General features: G+C 69.5%; 24 protein-coding genes and 1 riboswitch. Of the genes, 19 read left to right on the plus strand and 5 right to left on the minus strand.

What is annotated here, in order from left to right:
- Position 1: 1 nt before the first annotated feature.
- Positions 2-478, minus strand: coding sequence for a hypothetical protein (locus ABZ796_RS16325; protein WP_357338223.1), 477 nt, complete (start codon positions 476-478; stop codon positions 2-4).
- A gap of 231 nt (positions 479-709) precedes the next feature.
- On the opposite strand from ABZ796_RS16325, the gene ABZ796_RS16330 reads away from it, so the two are divergent.
- The 9 genes from ABZ796_RS16330 to ABZ796_RS16370 all read left to right on the plus strand — a co-directional run bounded on the left by ABZ796_RS16330 (position 710) and on the right by ABZ796_RS16370 (position 7,679).
- On the plus strand, positions 710-1,018 hold the full coding sequence (locus tag ABZ796_RS16330; RefSeq protein ID WP_357338224.1) for a hypothetical protein: 309 nt from the start codon (positions 710-712) through the stop codon (positions 1,016-1,018).
- A complete protein-coding gene (locus ABZ796_RS16335) occupies positions 1,018-3,336 on the plus strand; it encodes a hypothetical protein (protein ID WP_357338225.1) in 2,319 nt (772 codons plus the stop codon). The genes ABZ796_RS16330 and ABZ796_RS16335 overlap by 1 nt, the downstream gene beginning before the upstream one ends.
- Positions 3,337-3,338: 2 nt before the next feature.
- Positions 3,339-3,920, plus strand: coding sequence for a hypothetical protein (locus tag ABZ796_RS16340; protein WP_357338226.1), 582 nt, complete (start codon positions 3,339-3,341; stop codon positions 3,918-3,920).
- 50 nt (positions 3,921-3,970) lie between these two features.
- Positions 3,971-4,462 carry a hypothetical protein gene (locus ABZ796_RS16345; protein ID WP_357338227.1) on the plus strand — a complete coding sequence of 164 codons (492 nt, stop codon included), beginning with the start codon at positions 3,971-3,973 and terminating at the stop codon, positions 4,460-4,462.
- A gap of 245 nt (positions 4,463-4,707) precedes the next feature.
- Complete coding sequence (locus ABZ796_RS16350; RefSeq protein WP_357338228.1) at positions 4,708-5,268, plus strand: hypothetical protein; 561 nt, start codon at positions 4,708-4,710, stop codon at positions 5,266-5,268.
- Between the two features lie 163 nt (positions 5,269-5,431).
- Positions 5,432-5,761 (plus strand): PadR family transcriptional regulator, encoded by a 330-nt coding sequence (locus tag ABZ796_RS16355; protein ID WP_141805770.1) that lies wholly within the window; start codon positions 5,432-5,434, stop codon positions 5,759-5,761.
- A 3-nt stretch (positions 5,762-5,764) separates the two neighbouring features.
- Positions 5,765-6,136, plus strand: a complete 372-nt coding sequence (locus ABZ796_RS16360) for a DUF1048 domain-containing protein (protein ID WP_357338229.1) — start codon at positions 5,765-5,767, stop codon at positions 6,134-6,136.
- The gene (locus tag ABZ796_RS16365; RefSeq protein ID WP_357338231.1) at positions 6,133-6,906 is read left to right on the plus strand and encodes an ATP-binding cassette domain-containing protein; all 774 of its coding nucleotides are present in this window, start codon (positions 6,133-6,135) and stop codon (positions 6,904-6,906) included. Before ABZ796_RS16360 ends, ABZ796_RS16365 begins: the two co-directional genes overlap by 4 nt.
- Before the next feature lie 11 nt (positions 6,907-6,917).
- Complete coding sequence (locus ABZ796_RS16370) at positions 6,918-7,679, plus strand: ABC transporter permease (RefSeq protein ID WP_357338256.1); 762 nt, start codon at positions 6,918-6,920, stop codon at positions 7,677-7,679.
- 33 nt (positions 7,680-7,712) lie between these two features.
- Here the strand turns inward: ABZ796_RS16370 and ABZ796_RS16375 are convergent, their stop codons facing one another.
- Positions 7,713-8,501, minus strand: coding sequence for a metallophosphoesterase family protein (locus ABZ796_RS16375; protein WP_357338232.1), 789 nt, complete (start codon positions 8,499-8,501; stop codon positions 7,713-7,715).
- A 37-nt stretch (positions 8,502-8,538) separates the two neighbouring features.
- Between ABZ796_RS16375 and cobU the strand changes: the two genes are divergently transcribed.
- The gene (gene cobU / locus ABZ796_RS16380) at positions 8,539-9,078 is read left to right on the plus strand and encodes a bifunctional adenosylcobinamide kinase/adenosylcobinamide-phosphate guanylyltransferase (protein ID WP_357338234.1); all 540 of its coding nucleotides are present in this window, start codon (positions 8,539-8,541) and stop codon (positions 9,076-9,078) included.
- Positions 9,079-9,220: 142 nt separating this feature from the next.
- Here the strand turns inward: cobU and ABZ796_RS16385 are convergent, their stop codons facing one another.
- From ABZ796_RS16385 to ABZ796_RS16395, 3 genes are all read right to left on the minus strand, one after another.
- A complete protein-coding gene (locus ABZ796_RS16385; protein ID WP_357338235.1) occupies positions 9,221-9,988 on the minus strand; it encodes an adenosylcobinamide-GDP ribazoletransferase in 768 nt (255 codons plus the stop codon).
- A complete protein-coding gene (gene cobT / locus ABZ796_RS16390) occupies positions 9,988-11,037 on the minus strand; it encodes a nicotinate-nucleotide--dimethylbenzimidazole phosphoribosyltransferase (protein WP_357338236.1) in 1,050 nt (349 codons plus the stop codon). Before cobT ends, ABZ796_RS16385 begins: the two co-directional genes overlap by 1 nt.
- Positions 11,038-11,216: 179 nt before the next feature.
- Positions 11,217-11,960 carry an IclR family transcriptional regulator gene (locus tag ABZ796_RS16395; protein ID WP_357338237.1) on the minus strand — a complete coding sequence of 248 codons (744 nt, stop codon included), beginning with the start codon at positions 11,958-11,960 and terminating at the stop codon, positions 11,217-11,219.
- Positions 11,961-12,043: 83 nt separating this feature from the next.
- On the opposite strand from ABZ796_RS16395, the gene pcaH reads away from it, so the two are divergent.
- The 9 genes from pcaH to ABZ796_RS16440 form a co-directional block, all read left to right on the plus strand.
- Entirely contained in the window at positions 12,044-12,820 is a 777-nt protein-coding gene (pcaH, locus tag ABZ796_RS16400; protein ID WP_357338238.1) for a protocatechuate 3,4-dioxygenase subunit beta, read from the plus strand.
- Positions 12,817-13,365 (plus strand): protocatechuate 3,4-dioxygenase subunit alpha, encoded by a 549-nt coding sequence (pcaG, locus tag ABZ796_RS16405; protein ID WP_357338240.1) that lies wholly within the window; start codon positions 12,817-12,819, stop codon positions 13,363-13,365. Before pcaH ends, pcaG begins: the two co-directional genes overlap by 4 nt.
- Before the next feature lie 8 nt (positions 13,366-13,373).
- Positions 13,374-14,648 carry a lyase family protein gene (locus ABZ796_RS16410; RefSeq protein ID WP_357338242.1) on the plus strand — a complete coding sequence of 425 codons (1,275 nt, stop codon included), beginning with the start codon at positions 13,374-13,376 and terminating at the stop codon, positions 14,646-14,648.
- Entirely contained in the window at positions 14,645-15,796 is a 1,152-nt protein-coding gene (locus tag ABZ796_RS16415; RefSeq protein WP_357338244.1) for an alpha/beta fold hydrolase, read from the plus strand. The genes ABZ796_RS16410 and ABZ796_RS16415 overlap by 4 nt, the downstream gene beginning before the upstream one ends.
- A gap of 56 nt (positions 15,797-15,852) precedes the next feature.
- A complete protein-coding gene (locus ABZ796_RS16420) occupies positions 15,853-17,301 on the plus strand; it encodes an NAD(P)/FAD-dependent oxidoreductase (protein WP_357338246.1) in 1,449 nt (482 codons plus the stop codon).
- Between the two features lie 10 nt (positions 17,302-17,311).
- Positions 17,312-17,872, plus strand: a complete 561-nt coding sequence (locus ABZ796_RS16425) for a GNAT family N-acetyltransferase (RefSeq protein WP_357338248.1) — start codon at positions 17,312-17,314, stop codon at positions 17,870-17,872.
- A riboswitch (cobalamin riboswitch) is annotated at positions 17,872-17,995 on the plus strand. It overlaps the preceding gene by 1 nt.
- Before the next feature lie 33 nt (positions 17,996-18,028).
- Positions 18,029-21,667 (plus strand): cobaltochelatase subunit CobN, encoded by a 3,639-nt coding sequence (gene cobN, locus ABZ796_RS16430; RefSeq protein WP_357338250.1) that lies wholly within the window; start codon positions 18,029-18,031, stop codon positions 21,665-21,667.
- Entirely contained in the window at positions 21,664-22,437 is a 774-nt protein-coding gene (gene cobF, locus ABZ796_RS16435) for a precorrin-6A synthase (deacetylating) (RefSeq protein ID WP_357338251.1), read from the plus strand. The genes cobN and cobF overlap by 4 nt, the downstream gene beginning before the upstream one ends.
- On the plus strand, positions 22,434-24,036 hold a 1,603-nt coding region (locus ABZ796_RS16440; RefSeq protein WP_357338253.1), incomplete at its 3' end, for a cobyric acid synthase. The genes cobF and ABZ796_RS16440, both read left to right, overlap by 4 nt.

The following is a 24,036-nucleotide window of genomic DNA, read 5'->3' on the forward strand; positions in this document are numbered from 1 at the left end:
TCTAGGCCCAGAGTCCGAAGTACTCGATGAACATCCTGAAGCCGCCGTTGAACTGAGCGGTGTTCGTGATCGCGTTGATGGCGCGTACGCCCCAGAAGACCACCAGCGTGTAGCCGATCCCGAGCGCGATCCCTGCCGCCGCGGCGCTCGTTCCGGCTGCCTTCGCTCGACTCAGGCCGAGGTGTCCGAGCACCACCGCGGCAGCGATCGGGACGATCGAGGCGATCATGAGCAGCCCCAGGATCAGCCAGATGATCGGCCGATCCTCCATGCTGTAGAGGGCGTTGTAGTAGTCCTGGCTGACATCGGGGATCCCGACGATCACCCGCACCAGGGCGACGATGACCAGCATCGCCGCCGCGATTCCCAGCCCGGCGAGCCCGAGCCAGCCGCCGCTTCGCGGACCATTGGCAGGTGCCGACGGGCCCGTCGTGGACCAAGCCGGTCCCGCCCCCGCCGCCTCGTTCGGTTGTGACATCGTGCCCTTCCCGTCCAGTCGGATCGAGCCAGCCCTACCGATGTCGGGCGGCCGCATATGGCCCGAGACGCTATCCCAGAGTCCGGCACCCACCGGCAGATCCGCGCGGGCGAGCGCGTCGAGATGCGTGAGCGGTTCAATACAAGATTTCTCGACGATTTGTGTTTGAAACCCGGGATTTGGGGTAGGAGATAGTTACCAATCGCTCCGAACGTCTTGGGGGACCCTCTCGTGAACGTCGAAATCGTGGCGCCGCAGGTGAAGACCGCGGCCAATTCCATCGGGACCGCGGCTGAGGCAGTCGCCGGTCTCGATCTCGAGGGCCCGATGGCCAAGGTCGCTGCTGCGCTGCCCGACAGCACGGTCGTCGGCGCCGCGAATGGCCTCAAGGCCGAGTGGAAGAGCGACAAGGACAAGTGGGTCAAGGACGCCCGCGACCACAAGACGACCACCGTCGCCGACGCCGACGCGATCGTGGAGGCCGACACCATCACGGCGCAGCAGGCGCGCTACCGCGAAGCAATGATCGGAAGAGACTGATGGCCGTCACCTATGAGCAGCTGCAGAGCTGGAAGCCCGAAGGGCTCGACACCGCAGCCGATGACCTCAACACCGCTCGCAAGAAGCTGCTAGACCAGCAGGACGAGATGGATGCCGGCAAGGTCCCTGACACGTGGATCGGTGAGGCCGCCACTCGCGCCGAGAACCGCCACCGAGGTCTGGTCGAGAGTCTGAACGACATCGCCGCTCCGCTCGGGCAGGTCATCATGGGCCTCGACGACGCCAGCGCCACGATCAAGAAGGCGAAGAGCTCCGCCCAAGGCGCCTACCAAGCCGCCACGGGGAAGGGCTGGAAGGTCAGCACTGGCAGTCCCGTTTCGATCACGGCAGGAGAGGGCAAGACCGAGGACGGCGACGAGGCCACCATGAAGGAGCTGGCCCAGACCATCCAGGACGCACTCACCGATGCGGAGCGCGCTGAGAACGACCTGGTCGCGGTCCTCAACAGCGCGACCAAGGGTGGGTACGACGGCGGTACCGGGTCGATCGAACAAGCAACGCTTCCTCCGGAGCTCCGAGGACTCTCGGACGACGAGCTCGCCAAGAAGCTTCTGGACGACCCCGAACTGATGGATGACAGCTGGGAGGTGCTCCCACCCGAGGTGCAGGCCCAGATCGGTGACTACACCGCCAAGAAGCTCGAGGATCTCGATGACATCGACAGTGTCGCGGAGCGCAAGGAGGCCGAGAAGTGGTTCAGCATCCTCGGGAAGCACTCCGACGACCGTGACTTCGGTGAGGCCGTCATCGATCGCCTGGGCCCGGAGGGCGTGAACAACGTCATCCACCAGATGACCGGTTGGACCAGGAACCAGATCACCTACCCCGACTACGAGAACCCGCCGGTCACGATCGGCGACGAAACCATGGCGCTGCAGAAGCTCCAGAAAGAGGGTGCCGGCAACCTCGCTGCTCTCCTCGGTTCCGCGTCCCGGGGCGGCTGGATCGACAACGCGGACTACGCCGAGAAAATCGGCCAGGATTCAACAGCTGCCGCCATCCTTCTCCACGCCGCCGAAGGACGTAACGTCGAACTCGGTGCCGACTTCACGCACAAGCTCGGCACACAGCTCCTCGAGACCGAGAACGGCGACCCGCTTCGGTACTCACAGATCAACAATGGCCTCTTCTTCGGCGGCGAGTCGTTCATGGACGAGAACGGCGACCCCCTGCGTCAGTTCGTCAAGGTCGCCGACAACGGCATCGGCTCTGCTCAGGCGGTCATGGGCGACGAGAAAATGGCCAGCTACCTGATGCACGACCGGCTCACCGCCAACCACCTCGCCGAGGACATGGACAGTGTCGTCCGTGTGGCCACCGTCGATGCAGCTGCTGAGGAGGGTGAGGTTGGCAAGAAGGCGGCCGACATCGCTTCGTGGACCATCGACTACGCAGCTAAGAACGAGTTGGACGACCATTACGATGAAGAACTCGGCGGGATCATCGCTACCTACATGGAAGATGTCTACCCGGAAGTGGTGGATGACGCCGCACCGATCAAGCCTCCGCTGCTCGACCACCACGCAGACTTCTCAAGAGACGATCTCGGCAAGGTACTCCGGCATATCGGGGGAAACGAGACGGCGACGAGTGTCGTGGGATCAAGCGCAGCACAGTTCAACCAACTGCTGTTGGATCGTGGCGCTCAGGCCACGATCGACGGAGTTGGTACCGGAGACCCTTCATTCGACGTTGGGTCAGACGATCCCCTGGTGAGCGCATCGCACCGTGCGGCTGGTCTCCGCGGCTTCCTCGAGGACAACCTGGCCGACGGCGCAGTCGCGGATGGCGAGAATGAGGCCGAAGATCGCAAGAGGGTCGCGGAGATGTTCACCCTCCCACTCGACGTAATCCCTACAGATGGCACCGGCCCAGTCGGCGGATACCTGGTCGACCAAGTGAAGGATCAGATCATCAAGGGGTATGTCGGCGACCCCGCGGGAGTAGCCGCCGCCGAAAGCGACGAGTCCTACGCGAGCGCCCGTCGCAGCACCGAACTCCAAAGCCTTTACGCCATGGCCAATGCTGAGGGACAAGCGCAACAGTTGGACAATCTCCCCGAGCAGGTCGATCAAGGGGCCGATGGAAGTCTGCGGTTCAACAACGGAATCTCTGAAGACTGGCCGCGGGACTCGGAAGGTAATCTCAAGCCACCCGGATCCCTGACTCCCGCAGAGATGGACGCGATGCTCAGGCGTCCGGAAGACGAGAGCGGGATCGGTTCCGCTGTTAAGCGCGCAGTCGACAACGGATACGACAACTACCAGAACCGGAAGAAGCTGGAGGACCACGGTTGAGGATGATTCGCACAGCAGCCACGCTGGTACTCGTCGGAGCGGCGCCGGTTCTGTCGGGATGCGGTGGCGACAATGAGCCGCCGGTCTACTCAAAGGAGTCGGTCTGCGGAGTGGCAGTAGATGCGGTCGAAGGCGTCATGGGGACTAATAAGTTCACCGCAAACGAGGTTGTCACCCGATCGACCGCCGACCGCCCACCTGCGCCGCGTGGCGGCGACCTTCCGCTCAGTAGCGGGAGCGGGGGCATCACGAAGATGGAGTGCGACGTTCGGACGACGGAGGATGCTCCGTCGACGACCTTCACGTTCTCGCTGACCAACGGCGTGGACGCAGACGATCTGATCAAGGCCATCAACGCTTCCGCGGAGAAGTTCGACGTGCAGGGCGGGGTCGCAACGACGAGTTTTACTGGCGACGACCACTCCAACTGGCGGTGGGCCTGCACAGCGCCATCGGACTCTTCGACGCCCACCGCGGGCGGCTCCTTCGGCCGCGAGGACGCGACCGCGGAGCAGCGACGGGCCCTGGTTGACGCAGTTGCCGTTGCCGCGGGCTGCCCTGCAGAAGATCCATCGACGTCCTAGAGCGCACGCGATGACAACCGACGACCAATCCGTGAGGCGGGACACGACCCGTGCGCGGACCGGACGCGCCCGAGGTCACGATGCGCGGCAGTAGAGCCATAGCGGCATGCTTCGGTGTCACACTCTTGCTGACGAGCTCGGGATGTGGCGGATCTGAGAAGTACGAGAGCAGCAAAGCCTGTGGGATCAGCACAGAGGTCGTGGCCGCACTGGTCGGAACTGACAACTTCACCGTGAAGTCAGCCGGCGCTGACCTGCCATTCCAAAGCGACGACACAAGCGAGTTCACCTGCCAGGTTTCGACGGCCGACGAAGCGCCACCGGCGCTAGACGTCACAGCACGCCTCACGTCGACGACCGAACTCTCCGGTTTCAGGACCAACGTCAAGTCCGCGGACCAGACCTTCGACGTCGCGAGGGGATCTGCCAGCATCTCCACGAAGGAGGACGAAAACGCACTCGAATACGAATGCTGGTGGGCCTGCACCATCGACTCGTCCGCGGGCACCGCGGTCGTTTACATGACAGGAGAGACCGTGTGAGACGGCTGCGACGATGTCAAGGAATTTCTCGGGGCGATCGCCGACCGCACTGGATGTCGTGCATCGGCGTGATCACAAGTGGGTGCCTGACGGTTCGACCCATTGTCAGCTGATGGAACGCCCACCAGGCCGCCGCAGGTGTCCTCAACGAGTACGCGAGCTTTGCCGACTTCGAGGGGGACGCTACAAGAATGCGCTCTTGGCTTACTACCGGAAGTAGATTCCGCCTGGCCGTCGGGCTGTGCGTGACGCCAGTCGTGATGACCGCCTGCGGCACCGACTCGACATTGCTGGACACCGACGCGCTTCCCCAGGTCGAGGAGACCACTGACGGAACCATGGGGGCACCCGGGGCGGGCTGGTGTGACGCACTTGGATCTCTGGAGACGAAACTGTCGAGCGCCGATGACGGGACCACCGGCGAGCAGTACGTGCTCGAGAACAAGGATGTCGTCGGCGCCACGGTGTTCGTGCCCGGCGGCGGGTACTACCCAGACGCAGCATCGATGATTGCCGCCATCGAAGAGGCCGTGGACGAGTGCTCGGCCGACGCCGAGAAGGGCGACTACGGCGAGGCGACGTCGGAGCCGATCAGCGGGCTTCCCGACGGGGCAGTGGGATTCACCTTCACGAGCACGTCGTCGAACCCGGTCGAGGTCGGCAGCATCGCGTTCGCGGAGACGGACGACGGACGGCTCGTCGGGGTCGGAGTGACGCACAGCGGGGATGGCGAGGCATCCGTAAAGGTGGCGGACCTGCTCGCTACGGCGCTCGAGCGAGCCGCCGACGTGGACACCAAGAGCTAGCACACCGCAAGACACGGACCAGCGGCGCTGGTACGACGATTGAGGCCGTCGTACCAGCGCCGCCGGCATTTCTGCCTGTGTTAACGACTTGACCTCGCGTCACTACTCAGCGTTACTATGTACTGGTAGTCAGTAATACTGAGTAGTGGAAAGGAGGTGCCCGATGGGCAAGCAGATGACCGAGATGCTCAAGGGGACGCTGGAGGGGATCGTGCTGGCGTTCCTGACCGGCAACCCGGCGTACGGATACGAGATCACGACCTGGCTGCGGAGCCAGGGGTTCACCGAGATCGCCGAGGGCACGGTCTACGCGCTGCTGGTCCGGATCGAGAAGAACGGACTGGTGGACGTCGAGAAGCGGCCGTCCGAGAAGGGGCCGCCGCGGAAGGTCTACTCGCTCAACACCGATGGCGAGAAGTACCTCGAAGAGTTCTGGACCACCTGGGGTTTCCTGGCCGAACGGCTCGAGAACCTCCGTACGGAAGGGAAGTAAGGTATGTCCATCCGATCGATGTTCGAGGCCGTCGTCGGCGAGCTCGAGCTGAAGAAGCGCTGGCGGCAGCTCAAGGCCCGCAAGCAGCAGCTCCCCGAGAGCCACCGCAAGGCGCACGACGCGGTCGAACGCTACCTGATGTACGCCGCCGGCATCGCCGACGGCGCGATCCTGACAGCGATGGCCGAGGACCTTCTCGAGCTCTTCGAGCAGGGGGCCGCCGACGGCACCCCGGTCAGCGCGATCGTCGGCGACGACCCGGTCGAGTTCGCCGAGGAGTTCGCCAGGAACTACTCCGAGGGCGCCTGGATCAAGAAGGAGCGCGCCCGGCTCAACGAGGCCATCCAGGACATCACCAAGGAGGACGAGTCATGAGCGCGACAGCTGCCATCTCCGTACGGGGACTGGAGAAGTCCTACAAGGACAACCAGGTTCTGCGGGGCGTCGACTTCGAGGTGGCGCGAGGCACGATCTTCGCGCTGCTCGGGTCCAACGGTGCCGGAAAGACCACGGCCGTACGCATCCTCTCGACGCTCCTGAAACCCGATGCCGGCGCGGCGCTGGTCGAGGGTGCCTCGGTGGTCGAGGAGGCCCAGCGGGTGCGGGAGGCGATCTCGCTGACCGGTCAGTTCGCGGCGGTCGACGAGATCCTGACCGGGCGCGAGAACCTGGTCCTGGTCGCGAAGCTGCGCCACCTCCCCTCCCCCGGCGACATCGCCGACGGGCTGCTGAAGCGCTTCGACCTGGTCGAGGCGGGCGCCCGGAAGGTCGCGACGTACTCCGGTGGCATGCGACGGCGGCTGGACATCGCGATGTCACTGATCGGGTCGCCGTCGGTGATCTTCCTCGACGAGCCGACCACCGGGCTGGACCCGGAGGCGCGGCTGGAGGTGTGGAAGGTGGTCAAGGAGCTGACCGAGCAGGGCACGACCGTCCTGCTCACCACGCAGTACCTGGAGGAGGCCGAGCAGCTCGCCGACCGGATCGCCATCCTGCACGGCGGGGCGATCATCGCCAACGGGACGCTCGCCGAGCTGAAGGCGATGCTGCCTCCGGCGAAGGTCGAGTACATCGAGAAGCAGCCGTCGCTGGAAGAAATTTTTCTTTCACTCACCGGCTCCACCAAGCAAGGAGACCCGTCATGAACGAGCACAGCATGACCAAGCACGCTCTCGCCGACGCCGGCACCCTGTTGGGGCGCTCGCTGCGGCACATCACCCGGAGCCCGGACACGATCATCACCACCGCGCTGACACCGATCGCGATGATGTTGCTCTTCGTGTACGTGCTGGGCGGCGCGATCCGGACCGGCACCGACAACTACGTCAACTATGTGCTCCCCGGGATCATGGTGATGGCGATCGCCTCGGGGATCGCGTACACCGCGCTTCGGCTCTTCACGGACATGAAGAGCGGGATCTTCGAGCGGTTCCAGTCGATGCCGATCGCCCGCTCCGCCGTGCTGTGGGCCCATGTCGGGACCTCGATGGTGGCCAACATGCTGACCATGGTGATCATCTTGGGCGTTGCGTTCGTGATGGGGTTCCGCACCTCGGCGGACCTGGGCGCCTGGCTCGCGGTCGCCGGGATCCTGGGGCTGCTCACCCTGGCGCTGACCTGGCTGGCGGTCATCCCCGGCCTGGCGGCACAGACCATGGAGGGCGCCACCGGGTTCTCCTACCCGCTGATCTTCCTGCCGTTCATCAGCTCGGCCTTCGCGCCGACGGAGACGATGCCCGGGCCGGTGCGCGCCTTCGCCGAGAACCAACCGGTCACCTCGATCGTCAATACCATCCAGTCCCTCTTCGCGGGGCAGCCGGTCGGCGACGACATCTGGGTGGCGCTGGCCTGGTGCGTGGGCATCCTGATCGTCTCCTACGTCGCGGCCATGGCTGTCTACCGGCGCAAGATCAGTTGACGGCTTCAGGTTCAGGAGCGGTGAAGAGCCGATCTACCCCTTGCGGTGGTAGGTCGGCTGCTCGCCGTCCCTGAGGTTGCCCCGGTAGAAACCCGTACGCAGCTCGTAGGTGTATTCGTCGAGCTCGGGCATGCCTTCCTCGGCGGCGTACGCGATCTCGGCCTCGGCGTCGTAGGGAACCCGGACCCACTGGATGCCGAACGGCGCCGCCTGGTCGCTGTCCATCACGCCCTCGAGGATGACGTAGACCGGTGTCGGGTCGCTCATGCAGTTGCCGACGCTGCCGGTGTTGAAGACGGTGCGTCGCTCCCGATCGGTCTCGTAGTAGGGGTCGTGGGTGTCGGCGTAGCCGACGATGTCGGGCTCTGGCCGGTCGAAGCCGGTGGCCTCGGTGTTCTGGAACAGGCCCAGGAACTCCTGCTCGTCATGGTCGAACCTGACCCTTCTGTGGACGGTCTCCTCGGACGCATGGAAGAGCCGGATCCGGCGACCGCTCATCGTGAAGTCGTGGCTGAACGGGAGCGTACGCAGCCACTCCGCCTGCTCCCATGCCTGCAGTCGCCACCACATCAGCCCGACCGACTCCCGGCCGAAGTCGGGCTCGGGGGCGAGCAGGAAGTCCTCCCAGTTGCCGAGGATGTTGACCTCGCACCGTTCCCGGCAGATCTCGGCGACCTCACGTCCCCGCGGACCCTTGCCGACGTAGTCGCCGAGGTTGAAGATCCTGGTGATTCCGCGCGCCTCGATGTCGGCGAGGACGGCCTCGAGGGCGGTGAGATTGCCGTGTACGTCCGAGATCAGCGCGATGCGCTCTGGGGTCATGGGTCGCAGGCTATGCGATGGCTGGGAGACTGGCCCGGTGAGGATTCTGGTGACGGGTGGGGTGCGGTCGGGGAAGTCCCGGCACGCCGAGTCGCTGCTCGCGGCCGCGCCGTCGGTGGCGTACGTCGCACCGGGGCCGACGCTCGAGGAAGAACCGGATCCCGACTGGGCCGCACGACTGGCTTCGCATCGGGCCAGGCGGCCGGAGCGGTGGCGTACGGTCGAGTCGCGGGATCTCGCCGGGGCGCTGGCCGACGGCCTAGCGGCCGGTGATGCGGTGATGGTCGACTGCCTGGGCACCTGGCTCACCGCCGTCATGGACTCCCGCGAATTGTGGGAGGCCACGTCCGAGGAGGCGACCGCGGCGATCTCGGCGCTGGTCGAGGATGCCGTCACGGTCCTCGGCCGACAGAGCGGCGATGTGGTGCTGGTGACCAACGAGGTCGGCCTCGGGGTCGTGCCGGCGCATCGTTCGGGCCGCCTCTTCCGCGACCTGCTCGGGCTGGTCAACCAGCGGCTGGCCGCGGCCTGCGACGAGGTGCACCTCGTCATCGCCGGACGTGTCCTGAAGCTCTAGCCGCCCCGTCGGTCGAGCCGCGAGGCCGCCTGCGGCCGAGCGTGTCGAGACCAACACAGTCCTATCGAGCGCGGAGCGCACCGTGTTGGTCTCGACACGGATTCGCTCGTTCCTCACGAGTCCGGCTCGACCAGCGGGCGCGTCAGGCCAAAGCGACGAGAAACGCTGCCAGCGCCGCCTCGACGGCCGCACCGAAGACGTCGCCGGTCACTCCCCCGAACCGCTTGACCGCCCGCAGGACGATCACGCCCACGACGGCCGCCGCAACAGCGACCGCGAGCACTCCTCGCCACCACGGCAGGCCGGCCCAGGCGCCGACGCCGGCGAGCGCGGCGGCGACGATGGTCCAGACGAGGACGGTGACGAGGGGTGGCAGGGTCTGGGTGAACGTACGCCCGAGCCCGTCCTCGCGCGCCGGCCTGATGCCGCGCGTGCAGCACAGTGCCAGGGCCGCGCGCGAGGCGCAGACGGCGATGGCGACGAGCACCGACGAGCGGAGGACCGGCCCGTCCAGCACCGAGGCCAGCCCAGCCACCTGGAGGCCGAGAACGAGAACGATCGCGGTGACTCCGGCCGGACCGGAGGTGCCGGTCTTCATGACCGCCAGCGAGCGCTCGCGGTCGTAGGAGGCGGCCATGCCGTCGACCGTGTCCGCGAGCCCGTCGAGGTGGAGCGCCCGGTTGCCGGCGACCACGGCGCCGATCGCGATCAGGGCGGTGACCAGGTGCGGTAGACCGGCGAGCTGCCCCAGGAGTGCGATAGCGCCCGCGCCCAGCGCCAGGGGCAGCGCGGCCAGGGGCGCGACCGCCATCGCGACCGCGGCTCGACGGCGGTCGACGTGCTCGGGAGGAGGCACGGGCATCGCGGTCAGCGTGCCGACCGCAAGACGCCAGGCGTCCCGCAGGAGCATCAGGCGGGGTCGCCCGGGGCGAGCTCGGAGAGGAGTGCGACGTCGCGCAGGAGGGCGACGGCGCTGCGTACGACCGGGACCGCGGCGACCGCGCCGGAGCCCTCACCGAGCCGCAGGTCGAGGTCGAGCAGCGGCACCAGGCCGAGCTTCTCCAAGGCCATCGACTGGGCGGGCTCGGTGGAGCGGTGGCCGGCGGCGAACCACCCCGCCGCCCCCGGCTCGATCCGGTCGGCAGTGAGGGCACAGGCGACGCTCATCAGGCCGTCGAGAAGCACCGGGGTGCCGCTGCGAGCGGCCTCGAGGAGGTAGCCGGTCGTGGCAGCCAGGTCGGCGCTGCCGAGCGCGGCGAGGGTCTCGATCGGGTCGCCGACGCGCTCACCGGCACGGCGGAGAGCCGCGGTGATGACGTCGGTCTTGGTCCGCAGTGCGTCGTCGCCGATGCCGGTGCCTCGACCGGTGACCTCGCTCGCGGGGAGCCCGAGCCCGGCGGCCACCATCGCCGCCGCGGGCGTGGTGTTGCCGATGCCCATGTCACCGCTGATCAGCAGCTGCGCACCTGCGGCGATCTCCTCACGGGCCACCGCGGCGCCGGCCTCCAGCGCCGCCGTGTTCTCCTCGGCGGTCAGCGCGTCCTCGAGATGGATCGCACCGCTCCCCCGCCGGATCTTGTGCTGCGTCAGCGCTTCGCGGGTCGCCGCGTCGAGGTCCTCGAACTCCTCGTCGACACCGAGGTCGAGCACCCGGACCTGGACGCCGTGCGCCTTCGCGAGCGCGCTGACCCCGGCCCGGCCGCCCAGGAACGTACGCACCATCGCGCCCGTGATCGCCGGCGGGAACGCCGAGACCCCGTGCTGGGCGACGCCGTGGTCACCGGCGAAGATCACCAGTCGTACGTTGTCGACCGGCCGCGGCGGCACCTCGCCCTGGCATGCGGTCACCCAGACCGCCAGCTCTCCCAGGCGGCCCAGGGCTCCGGGAGGTGTCGCGAGGGCACCCAGCCGCTCGGCGGCGGCGCGGCGTACGTCTTCGTGCGGGGTCTGGAACGTCACTCGCGCAAGGTACCCCACCCCATCGCGGCCAGGCCTCGCTGGTCGAGCCGTGAGCGCCAGCGAGCGTGTCGAAACCAACGCAGCCCCGTTGCGCTCGAATCGACTGTGTTGGTCTCGACACGGATTGTTCGTTCCTCACGAATCCGGCTCGACCAGCGGAGAAGGCTAGGCCAGCAGGGTCAGGTGAGGCCGCGGGAGACGCCCTGGGCGGCGACCTTGAGTGCCGAGACGAGGCGGAGGCGGTTGCGGCGGAGGTCGGAGACGACGATGCCGAGGGCACCAACGACGCCGGAGGCGGTGGTGATCGGGACCGAGACCGAGCAAGCGCCGAGGGTCATCTCCTCGACGGTGGTCGCATAGCCCTCGGAGATCGCCCGGTCGAGCTGACGCCGCAGCAGGCCGGGGGTGGTGATGGTGTGGCGGGTGAACGGCTTGAGCGGGCCGGCCAGCACCCGGTTGCGTACGTCCTCGGGCGCATGGGCCAGGAGCACCTTGCCGACGCCGGTGGAGTACATCGGCAGGCGCGAGCCGACCGAGGAGACGATGGGTACGTTGCGGGTGCCGCGGAGCGTCTCGAGATAGAGCACGTGGCCGTCCTCGCGAACGGCCAGATGGACCGTCTCCAGGGTCGCACCGTAGAGATCGTGGAGGAACGGCGACGCGACCGAGCGCAGGTCGGTGGCGACCGGCGCGAGCAGGCCGGCGTCCCACAGCCGGCGGCCGACGGCGTACGTCCCGTCCTCGTCCCGCACCAGCGCGCCCCACTCGACCAACTCGGCGACCAGCCGGTGGGCGGTCGGGAGGGAGAGGTCCGCTCGGCCGGCGAGCTCGCTGAGCGTCAGCCGGCGATGGCCGGCGTCGAAGGCGCCGATGAGACCGAGCACGCGCGAGGCGACCGTGCGGCCCCCGCTTCCACCTGCCATCCGATTCACCCTTTCCAGCGGGCCTTTCGCTCAGCGGAAGCCCATGCTTTCATCGTACGCCTCGCACACCTAGCGTTCGGAACGTGACAGCGACCACCGAGACTCAAGCCGACCTCTCGGCCGAGATTGCCCAGATCGAGGCGAACAGCACCGAGGCCGAGGCCGCGGGTCAGAACGTACGCCAGCCCCTGCTGGACTACCCGCCCTACCGGTCCAGCATCCTGCGCCACCCCACCAAGGACCCGCGCCACGCGGACCCGGAGACGATCGAGCTGTGGGCTCCGTGCTTCGGGCACTCCGACGTGGAGCCGCTCGAGGCCGACCTGACCATCGCCGGCAGCAACGAGCCGATCGGCGAGCGGATCACGGTCAGCGGCCGGGTCCTCGACGGCGAGGGACGCCCCGTGCGCAACCAGCTCGTGGAGATCTGGCAGGCCAACTCCGCGGGCCGCTACATCCACAAGCGCGAGCAGCACCCCGCTCCGCTCGACCCCAACTTCACCGGCGTCGGCCGCTGCCTCACCGACGCCGAGGGACGCTACCGGTTCCAGACGATCAAGCCCGGCCCCTACCCGTGGGGCAACCACATCAACGCCTGGCGGCCGGCGCACATCCACTTCTCGCTCTTCGGCCGCGCGTTCACGCAGCGGCTGATCACCCAGATGTACTTCCCCAGCGACCCGCTCTTCGCGCTCGACCCGATCTACCAGTCGATCACCTCGCAGAAGGACCGTGACGCCCTGGTGGCGAAGTACGACCACGACCTCTCCACCCCCGAGTACTCGATGGGCTACAGCTGGGACATCGTCCTGACCGGCCCGAGCCGCACCTGGACCGAGCCCGAGGAGGGCGACCTGTGAGCACCACGACCCGCACTCCCGGCCAGACCATCGGCCCCTTCTTCGGCTACGCGCTCCCCTACGAGGGCGACGCCGACCTCGTCCCGCCGGGCAGCCCCGGCTCGATCCGGCTGCACGGCTGGGTCTACGACGGCGCCGGCAACCCGATCCCCGACGCGCTGCTCGAGATCTGGCAGACCGACGCCGAGGGCAACGTCCCGCAGGCCGAGGGGTCGCTGCACCGCGACGGCTGGACCTTCACCGGCTGGGGTCGCGCCGACACCGACCCGAACGGTCACTACACCTTCTCGACCGTGCTTCCCGGCCCGGCGAAGGAGGGCGCGGCACCGTTCTTCGCTCTCACCGTCTTCGCCCGCGGTCTGCTCGACAAGCTGCACACCCGGATCTACCTGCCCGAGCACCCCTCCAACGCCGGTGACCCCCTGCTGGTGTCGCTGTCCGAGGACGAGCGTGCGACGCTGGTGGCAACTGCGGACGCAACCGGGTTGCGATTCGACATCCACCTCCAGGGCGACCGCGAGACCACTTTCCTTACCTACGGCTGAGGAGTCGAATGTCGCTGCTGTGGCCAGGCGAGGAGCGCGCCGGGGATCTCTTCTCCGAGGCCGCCTATCTCGCCGCGATGGTGCGTGTCGAGGAGGCCTGGCTGGCCGCGATCGTGTCCTCCGGGATAGCCCCCGAGGAAGCACGTACGCCGCTGGCCGGCCTGGTCTCCGAGGCCGATGTCCCGAGGCTGGCCGAGGGCGCGGAGGCCGGGGGCAACCCGGTCATCGGCCTGGTCAAGCTGCTGCGTGGCCGCCTCGACGGCGAGGCGGCCCGATGGCTCCACAAGGGCCTGACCAGCCAGGATGTCGTCGACACCGCGCTCGTGCTCTGTCTCGCCGACGTGCTCGACCGGGTCGAGGACGAGCTCGCCGCGCAGGCCGCCGCGCTGGCCGGTCTCGCCCGGGAGCACCGCACCACCGTGATGTCGGGCCGCACGCTGACCCAGCACGCGGTGCCGATCACCTTCGGGCTCAAGGCCGCGACCTGGCTCTCCGGCCTGAGCGATGCCGCCGAGGCGCTCCGCCGGACGCGTACGTCGCTGCCCGCCCAGATCGGCGGCGCCGCCGGCACCCTGGCGGCGGTCGTCGGCCTGGCCCGGCTCCGCGGTCTCGGTGACCCCGTGTCCGCCGCCCAAGAGGCGGCCGCGACCACGGCGACCGCCCTCGGACTGGCCCCGCAGGCGCCCTGGCACACCAACCGCGCCCCACTGACCTCGCCCGCCGACGCGCTGGTCACCACGGCCGACACCTGGGGCCGGATCGCCACCGACATCACCCTGCTGACCCGCCCGGAGATCGGCGAGCTCGCCGAGCCGGCCGGTGAGGGGCGTGGCGGTTCCTCGACCATGCCGCACAAGTCCAACCCGGTGCTCTCGGTGCTCGTCCGCCGCCACGCGCTCGCCGCTCCCCCGCTGGCCGCCACGCTCCACACCACGGCGGCGACCTACGTCGATGAGCGTCCCGACGGCGCCTGGCACGTCGAGTGGGAGACCCTGGCCACGCTGGCCCGGCGGAGCGTGGTCGCCGCCTCGCAGACCACCGAGCTGCTCGCCGGGCTCCGCGTCGACGCCGCCCGGATGCGCGCCACGGCCGAGGCCGCGGGCGCGGACCTGCTGGCCGAACAGCGGTCGCTGACCGGCTTCGTAGGCGGCGAGATCCTGGCCGGCTCCGAGGCCGCTGCAGGTCTCGATGACTATCTCGGCGCCACCGATGCCCTCATCGACACCACTCTCGCCCGCGCCCACGAAATCTGGAAGACCGAACTCTGGAAGGACCCGTCATGACTCCGAGGATCACCCCTGTCGAGCTGGCCGGAGACCCGAGCAAACCGCTCCTGGTCGTCGGCCCGTCGCTCGGCACCTCGGTGACCGCGCTCTGGGCCGCCACCGCCGAGCTGCTCGCGGACAGTTTCCACGTCATCGGCTGGGAGCTCCCGGGCCACGGCCACGGCGCTCCCACCAAGGAGCCGTTCTCGATGGCCGACCTCGCCGCCGGCGTACTCGCCTGCGTCGACCGGGTCCTCACCGACCGCGGCGAACGCCACGGCACCTTCGCCTATGCCGGCGACTCGGTCGGCGGGGCCGTCGGTCTCCAGCTCATGCTCGATGCCCCCGCCCGGGTGAGCGCCGCGGTGCTCACCAACACCGGCGCGAAGATCGGCGAGCCCGAGGGCTGGAACGACCGGGCGACGACCGTGCGTGCCGCCGGCACCGCCTCCCAGATCGCGGGCTCCACCCAGCGCTGGTTCGCCCCCGGCTTCCTCGAGCGCGAGCCCGCCCGGGGCGGCGCCCTGCTCCATTCGCTGCGCGACGCCGACGCGGAGAGCTACGCGCTGGTGTGTGAGGCACTGGCGACGTACGACGTCCGCGGCCGGCTCGCCGAGATCGCGGCCCCGGTCCTGGCGGTCGCGGGTCTCGACGATGCCCCGACGCCGCCGGCCTCGCTGGAGGAGATCGCCGTCGGGGTGCGCAACGGGCGGCACGTCACGCTCGACGCCGTCGGCCACCTCGCTCCCGCCGAGGCCCCGCACGCCGTCTCCACCCTGATCACCTCCCACGTGACCGCGGCAGACCCGGCCTATGCGGCCGGGATGAACGTACGCCGCCAGGTGCTCGGCGACGCCCACGTCGACCGGGCCACCGCCGCGATCACCGACGTCAACCGCGACTACCAGGACCTGATCACGCGCTATGCCTGGGGCACCATCTGGACCCGCCCCGGCCTCGCCCGCCGTGACCGCTCGATCGGGGTGCTCACCGCCCTGGTCGCGGGGCGCCACTTCGAGGAGCTCGAGTTCCATCTCCGCGCCGCCCTCACCAACGGGCTGACGCGTGAGGAGATCATCGAGGTGCTCCTGCAGACCTCGATCTACGTCGGCGTACCCGCCGCCAACACCGCGTTTGCCGTCGCCAACCGCGTCCTGAACGAATGACCGTCCCGCTGGTCGAGCGCTGGCGCTCGCGGCTCGACCAGCGTAAGAACTTGGCCATGAAGCCACATTCCGCGACCGTCGTCGGCGCCGGGCCCAACGGCCTGGCGGCGGCGATCGTGCTCGCGCAGCACGGCGTGAGGGTCACGGTCCTCGAGGCCGCCGAGACCGTCGGCGGTGGCACCCGCACCGCCGAGCTGACCCTGCCCGGGTTGCGCCACGACATCTGCTCGGCGATCCACCCGCTCGGGGTGGCCTCACCGTTCCTGCATGGCCTCGAGCTGGAGAAGTACGGCCTGACCTGGCGTTTCCCCGAGATCCAGCTGGCCCATCCGGTGGACGCGAGCACGACCGCGCTGCTGCACCGCTCCGTCGAGGAGACAGCCGCCGGGCTGGGCGCCGACGGACGGCGCTGGCAGCAGCTGTTCGGCCCGGTCGTCCGCGGCTTCGACGCGATCTCGGAACACATCCTCGGCCCGATGGTGCGGCCCCCGCGGCATCCGTTCCGGCTGGCCTCCTTCGGGATGCGCGCCGCTCCCCCGGCCACTGTGCTCGCCCGGGCCTTCCGCGAAGAGCCGGCCAAGGCGCTCTTCGCCGGCTGCGCGGCGCACGCGTTCCAGCCGCTGGAGCGCCCGGGCACGGCCGCGGTGGGCACCATGCTCGTGGTCAGCGGGCATCGCTACGGCTGGCCCGTCGCCGAGGGCGGCTCCCACGCGATCACCCTCGCCATGGCGCAGCGGCTCGAGGAGCTGGGCGGCACCATCGTCACCGGCACCACCGTCCGTGACCTGGCCGACCTTCCGGACGCCGATGTGACCTTGTTCGACACCAGCCCCGGTGGCTTCGCCGACATCGTCGGTGAAGCGCTCCCCCAGCGGCCTCGACGGGCGATGCGGAGGTGGCAGCACGGCCCCGCGGCGTACAAGCTCGACCTGGCCGTACGCGGGCCGATCCCGTGGCGCGACCCGCAGATCGGCCGCGCCGGGACCGTCCACCTCGGCGGGACGAGCGCCGAGGTGGCGACCAGCGAGCGGGAGATCGGGGCAGGCAGGATGCCGGGGCGTCCGTTCGTGCTGCTCGGTCAGCAGTACGTCGCGGACCCGTCCCGCTCGGCGGGAGACCTCAACCCGGTCTGGGCCTACGCGCAGGTCCCGCACGCCTACGAGGGCGACGCCACCGACGCGGTGCTCGCCCAGATCGAGCGCTTCGCGCCCGGTTTCCGCGACCGGATCGTGGCGACCCACGTGACCACACCGGCCGGCTACGCGGCGTACAACCTCAACTACGTCGGGGGTGACATCTCCACCGGCGCCAACACCCTTCGCCAGCTCATCGTCCGACCCACCCTCACCGCCTACGAGACCGGCATCCCCGGGATGTTCCTCTGCTCCGCCGCCACCCCGCCCGGCGCCGGCGTCCACGGCATGTGCGGCTACCACGCCGCCCATCGCGCCCTGCGCCACCTGGCCGCGGAGAAACCGGGTGCCACCGGCGTACGTCCTGGATAGCGTCTGGCTCATGCCGCAAGCCCGCCTGCGCACCGAGCGCCTCGACCTGGTCCCGCTGAGCGAGGAGCATCTGCCGTTCCTGGTCGAGCTCAACTCCGACCCGGTGGTGCTGCGCTTCCTGTTCACCCGCGCACTCACGCCGCAGGAGACCGAGGAGCGGATGCACACCTGGATCCGGGTGGCGAAGGAGACCGAGGGGCAGGGCAAATGGATCGCGTACGCAGCCGGTGAGGCCGTGGGCCTCTACATGCTCGAGCCGCCCGACCATCCGCCCCGCACCGATGCCGCCGAGCTGGGCTACCGGCTCCCGCAGCGGCACTGGCGGAAGGGATTCGCGAAGGAGGGGTCGCGCGAGCTGCTCCGGCACGCTTTCGAGGACCTCGGCCTCGACACGGTGATCGCGCAGACGATGGCCGTCAACGAGGCCTCCCGGGCGACCATGGCGTCGGTCGGGATGAGCTTCGTGCGCAGCTTCCAGGAGGAGTTCGAGGAGCCGCTCGCCGGGCACGCCGACGGCGAGGTCGAGTACGAGATCAACCGCGAGACCTGGCTCGCGGGCCCCGCGGGGTAGGCTGCGAGCACGCTCGTGGCGCAGGAACCCGGTGAGAGTCCGGGGCGGTTCCGCCACTGTGACGTCCGTACCGCTGCTGGGCACGGGCACAGCCAGACACTGGCCGCGGGCAATCCGACCGATCGACGGGGCGAGAACCCCTAGGAGGAACTCGGCATGGCCGACCCTGCACGCGTACGCATCGCCCTTCTGTCCACCTCGGACACCGACCTGCTCTCAGCCCGTGCCAGCGGCGCCGACTACGCCTGGGCGAACCCGTCGCGGGCGACCGACCTCGAGGCCGTCGTCGCCGGCGCCGACCTGGTGGTCTTCCGGCTCCTCGGCTCGCCCAACGAGCTGTGGGAGGGCTTGAGCGCGGTCAAGGAGCGCGGCACGCCGGTGGTGGTCCTGGGCGGCGAGCAGCAGCCGAGCGCCGAGCTGATGGAGCACTCCACGGTGCCGATGGGTGTCGCCGCGGAGGCCCACCGCTATCTCGCCGAGGGCGGGCCGGCCAACCTCGCCCAGCTGCACGCGTTCCTCTCCGACACGGTCCTGCTGACCGGGTTCGGGTTCGAGCCGCCGGCGGAGGTGCCGGCGTGGGGGTTCGCGGAGCGTGTTGGTCATCTCGACAAGCTCGATACAACGCTCCACACGCCTTCGCCTAGCGGCTCGACCAGCGGGAAGGCTCGGATCGGGGTGCTCTACTACCGCGCCCACGAGACCAGCGGGAACACCGCCTTCGCGCACGCGCTGGCCGACGCCATCGACGCGACCGGCACGGCCACCGGCGTACCCGTCTTCGCGGGCTCGCTGCGCTCGGCGCCCGACGACCTCTACGAGGCGCTCGGCACCCTCGACGCGCTCATCGTGACCGTGCTCGCGGCCGGCGGCTCCGTGCCCGCGTCCGCCTCCGCCGGCGGTGAGGACGAGGCCTGGGACGTCGAGCGGATGGCGGCGCTCGACATCCCGGTGCTCCAGGGTCTGTGCCTCACCAGCTCGCGCGCGGAGTGGGAGGTCTCTGACGACGGCGTCACGCCGCTCGACTCGGCCAACCAGATCGCGATCCCGGAGTTCGACGGCCGGATCATCACCGCCCCGTTCTCCTTCAAGGAGCTCGACGAGCAGGGGCTCCCCCACTATGTCGCCGACCCCGAGCGCACCGCCCGCGTGGCCCGGATCGCGGTCAACCACGCCCGGCTCCGCCACACTCCGAACGCCGAGAAGCGCCTCGCGCTGGTGCTCTCCGCCTACCCGACCAAGCACGCCAGGATCGGCAACGCGGTCGGCCTGGACACCCCGGTCTCCGCAATCCGGATGCTGCGCCGCCTCCGCGAGGAGGGCTACGACCTGGGGCAGGACAACGAGGTCGTACGCCTCCTCGACGGCCCGGACGACACGGCCGCCGGCGATGCCCTGATCCACGCGCTGATCGCCGCGGGCGGCCAGGACGAGGAGTGGCTGACCAACGCGCAGCTCACCGACGCCCACGTCCGCATCTCCAAGGCGTCCTACGACGAGTGGACCAAGGATCTCCCTGCTGACCTACGCGAACAGATGGTCGAGACCTGGGGTCCGACGCCGGGCAACCTGTTCGTCAACGACGACGGCGAGCTCGTCCTGGCCACCCTCCAGGCCGGCAACATCGTCATCCTGATCCAGCCGCCGCGCGGGTTCGGCGAGAACCCCGTCGCCATCTACCACGACCCCGACCTGCCTCCGTCCCACCACTATCTGGCCGCCTATCGCTGGTTGGAGCACGGCTTCCGCGCCGACGCCGTCGTACACCTCGGCAAGCACGGCTCGATGGAGTGGCTGCCCGGCAAGAACGCCGCCCTCTCGGCGAGCTGTGGCCCGGACGCGGCGATCGGCAACATGCCGCTGATCTACCCGTTCCTGGTCAACGACCCGGGCGAGGGCGCCCAGGCCAAGCGCCGCGCGCACGCCACGATCGTCGACCACCTGGTCCCGCCGATGGCGCGCGCGGAGTCCTACGGCGACATCGCGCGGCTGGAAGGGCTGATGGAGGAGTACGACCGGATCTCCTCGATGGACCCGGCCAAGCTGCCCGCCATCCGCGGCGAGATCTGGCAGCTGATGAAGGCGGCCGAGCTCCACCGCGACCTCGGCATGGAGGAGCGTCCCGAGGACGACGACTTCGACGACTTCATGCTCCACATCGACGGCTGGCTCTGCGAGATCAAGGACGCCCAGATCCGCGACGGCCTGCACGTGCTCGGCGGCGCCCCCGAGGGCGAGGCGCGGATCAACCTGGTGCTCTCGATCCTGCGCGCCGCACAGGTCTGGGGCGGCGTCGGCGGCGCCGTGCCCGGTCTGCGGGCGGCCCTCGGCCTCAAGGAGGGCGCCGACACCCGGACCGTCGACGAGATCGAGACCCAGGCTCGCGCTCTGGTGGAGCGCATGGACGCGGCCGGCTGGGACCCGGCCGTCGCCGAGTCGCTCCACGACGACCCGGCCGTCCAGCAGGTGCTCGCCTTCGCCGCCGAGCAGGTGGTCCCTCGCCTGGCGAGGACGACCGACGAGCTGGGCGCCGTCCTGCACGCGCTGGACGGTGGCTTCGTCCCCGCGGGGCCCTCTGGCTCGCCGCTGCGGGGGCTCGTCAACGTACTTCCGACCGGGCGCAACTTCTACACCGTCGACCCCCGCGCGGTCCCGAGCCGGCTGGCCTGGCAGACCGGGCAGGCGATGGCCGACTCGCTGCTGCAGCGCTACCTGGACGAGACCGGCGACTACCCGACGTCGGTCGGGCTCTCGGTCTGGGGCACCAGCGCGATGCGTACGTCCGGCGACGACGTCGCCGAGGTGCTCGCGCTCCTCGGGGTGCGCCCCGAGTGGGACGAGGCGTCGCGTCGCATCACCCACCTCGACGTCATCTCGCTCGCCGAGCTGGGCCGGCCCCGGATCGACGTGACCGTACGCATCTCCGGGTTCTTCCGCGACGCGTTCCCGCACGTCGTCTCGATGCTCGACGACGCCGTCCGGATGGTGGCCGACCTCGACGAGCCGGCCGCGGACAACTTCGTCCGCGCGCACACCCTCGAGGACCTCGCCGAGCACGGCGACCAGCGCCGGGCGACGGCCCGCATCTTCGGCTCCAAGCCCGGTTCGTACGGCGCCGGGATCCTGCAGGTGATCGAGGCCGGCAACTGGCGCTCCGATGCCGATCTGGCGGATGTCTACACGGCGTGGGGCGGCTTCGCCTACGGCCGCGACCTCGACGGCGCCCCGGCGGCCGACGACATGCGCACCAACTACCGCCGGATCAAGGTCGCCGCCAAGAACGTCGACTCCGCCGAGCACGACATCGCCGACTCCGACGACTACTTCCAGTACCACGGCGGCATGGTCGCGACCGTCCGCGCGCTGACCGGCAGCGAACCGAAGGCGTACGTCGGCGACTCCACCTCCCCCGACGCCATCAAGACCCGCACGCTGCAGGAGGAGACCAACCGCGTCTTCCGCGCCCGGGTGGTCAACCCGCGCTGGATCTCGGCCATGCAGCGCCACGGCTACAAGGGTGCCTTCGAGCTGGCCGCGACCGTCGACTACCTCTTCGGCTTCGACGCGACCGCCGGCGTGGTGCAGGACTGGATGTACGAGAAGCTCGCCCGCGAGTACGTCCTGGACGAGACCAACCAGGAATTCATGCGGACCTCGAACCCGTGGGCGCTGCGTGGGATCGTGGAGCGGCTGCACGAGGCAGCCGAGCGCGGGCTGTGGGAGTCGCCCGACCCCGAGCTCGTCGCACAGATGCAGGAGATCTATCTCGACATCGAAGGCGACCTGGAGGACGAGTGACGCGTCGGATCAAGATCATCGGCGTCGGTCCCGGCGACCCCGACCAGGTCACCCTCGAAGCCGTCGCCGCGATGCGATCGGTCGACTACTTCCTGGTCACCGACAAGTCGGGCACGGCCAAGGGCGGGATGCCGGATCCGCTGGTGCGGGCCCGTGAGGAGCTGCTCGACCGCCATCTGTCCACGCCCGCGCGAGTGGTGAAGGTCGCCGACGCCCCTCGCGAGCGGCGTGAGGAGTTCACCGGGACCGACGAGGACTATCAGACGGCCGTCCGGGAGTGGCACCGTGCCCGGGTCGAGCGCTACCTCGCCGTGCTGGCCGAGCACCCGGGCGACGTCGGCTTCCTGGTCTGGGGCGACCCGGCCTTCTACGACTCCACGATCCGGGTCGTCGACCAGATCGCTTCGCTGGTCGACGTCGAGGTCGACGTCATCCCGGGGATCTCCTCGGTGCAGCTGCTCGCCGCGCGGCACCGGCTCGTGCTCCATGACGTCGGGCGACCGCTCTACGTCACCACCGGCCGCGCGGTGCTCGAGGCCGTCGAGGCGGGTCACGACAACCTCGTGGTGATGCTCAACCGCGTCGTCGACCTCCCCGGGCTCGAGGACTGGCGGATCTGGTGGGGCGGCAACCTCGGCACCCGCGAGGAGGAGCTCGTCGCCGGTCGGGTCGGCGAGGTGCTCCCGGCGATCGACGCGGCTCGCACCCGGCTGCGCGAGACGTCCGGCTGGGTGATGGACATCTACCTCCTGCGAGCCCCACGCCGATGAGTGGCCTGCTGGTCGCCGGCACCACCTCGGACGCGGGCAAGTCGGTCGTGACCACCGGGCTGTGTCGGGCGTTCGCCCGCCGCGGCGTCAAGGTGGCGCCCTACAAGGCCCAGAACATGTCCAACAACTCGATGGTGGTCTCGACAAGCTCGACCACCGGAGGCCAGGGGACCACGGCGGAGATCGGGCGCGCACAGTGGGTGCAGGCACGAGCCGCCCAGGTCACCCCGGAGCCGGCGATGAACCCGGTCCTGCTCAAGCCCGGCTCCGACCGCCGCAGCCACGTGGTGCTGATGGGCCATCCCGCCGGTGAGGTCTCCTCGCACGACTGGGAGGCGGGGCGCCGGCATCTGGCGACCGCGGCCCATGCCGCGTACGACGATCTCGCCTCTCGGTTCGACGTGATCGTCGCGGAGGGCGCGGGCAGCCCCGCCGAGATCAACCTGCGGGCCGGTGACTACGTCAACATGGGGCTGGCGCGGCACGCCGGGCTGCCGACAGTGGTCGTGGGCGACATCGACCGGGGTGGGGTATTCGCGGCGATGTACGGCACCTTGGCCCTCCTCGAGCCCGAGGACCAGGCCCTGATCAGCGGTTTTGTGATCAACAAGTTCCGCGGCGACGCGGGGCTGCTGAAGCCCGGGCTCGACTCGCTGGAGTCGCTCACCGAGCGCCGGGTCTTCGGGGTGCTGCCCTGGGAGCCGTCGCTGTGGCTCGACTCCGAGGACGCGCTCGACCTCGACGGGCGCCGTGCGGAGGCCGGCGCCACCCGCAAGGTCGCGGTCGTACGTCTCCCCCGCATCTCCAACTTCACCGATGTCGACGCGCTCGGCCTGGAGCCGGACCTCGACGTCGTCTTCGCCTCCTCCCCGGCCGACGTCGCCGACGCCGACCTGGTCGTCCTGCCCGGCACCAGGTCCACGATCAGCGACCTGGCCTGGCTCCGCTCGCGCGGCCTCGACGTGGCGATCACGGACCACGTACGACGCGGCCGCCCGCTCCTCGGGATCTGCGGCGGCTTCCAGATGCTCGGCTGCGTGATCGCGGACCCGGACGGGGTCGAGGGGTCGATCGCCGAGGTCGAGGGGCTGGGCCTGCTCGACGTACGCACCGACTTCACCCCCGCCAAGAACCTCCGGCTGCCCACCGGGTCGGCGCTCGGCGTCGAGGCCAGCGGCTACGAGATCCACCACGGTCGGATCACCCGCGGCGACGGGGTCACCGAGTTCCTGGGTGGCGCGCGATCCGGGCAGGTCTTCGGCACGATGTGGCACGGGTCCTTGGAAGGCGACGCCCTGCGCGGCGCGTTCCTCGAGGCGACCCTGGGCCGCGAGCCGTCGACCGTCTCCTTCCCCGCCGCCCGCGAGCGCCGCCTGGACCTGATCGGCGACCTCGTCGAGGAGCACCTCGACGTCGACGCGCTGCTCGACCTGGCCGTCTCCGCCGTCGGTCGAGCCGACGCCCCCGCTGGTCGAGCCACCCCCGCTGGTCGAGCCGACGCCGTTGGTCGAGCCGACGCCACCGCTGGTCGAGCCGACGTCGTGAGGGACGAACGACGTCGTGTCGAGACCAACACGGTCCCATCGAGCGCGACAGGGG

Source organism: Nocardioides sp. NPDC047086, from assembly GCF_040643685.1.
In the GTDB taxonomy this organism is placed as follows: Bacteria; Actinomycetota; Actinomycetes; order Propionibacteriales; family Nocardioidaceae; genus Nocardioides.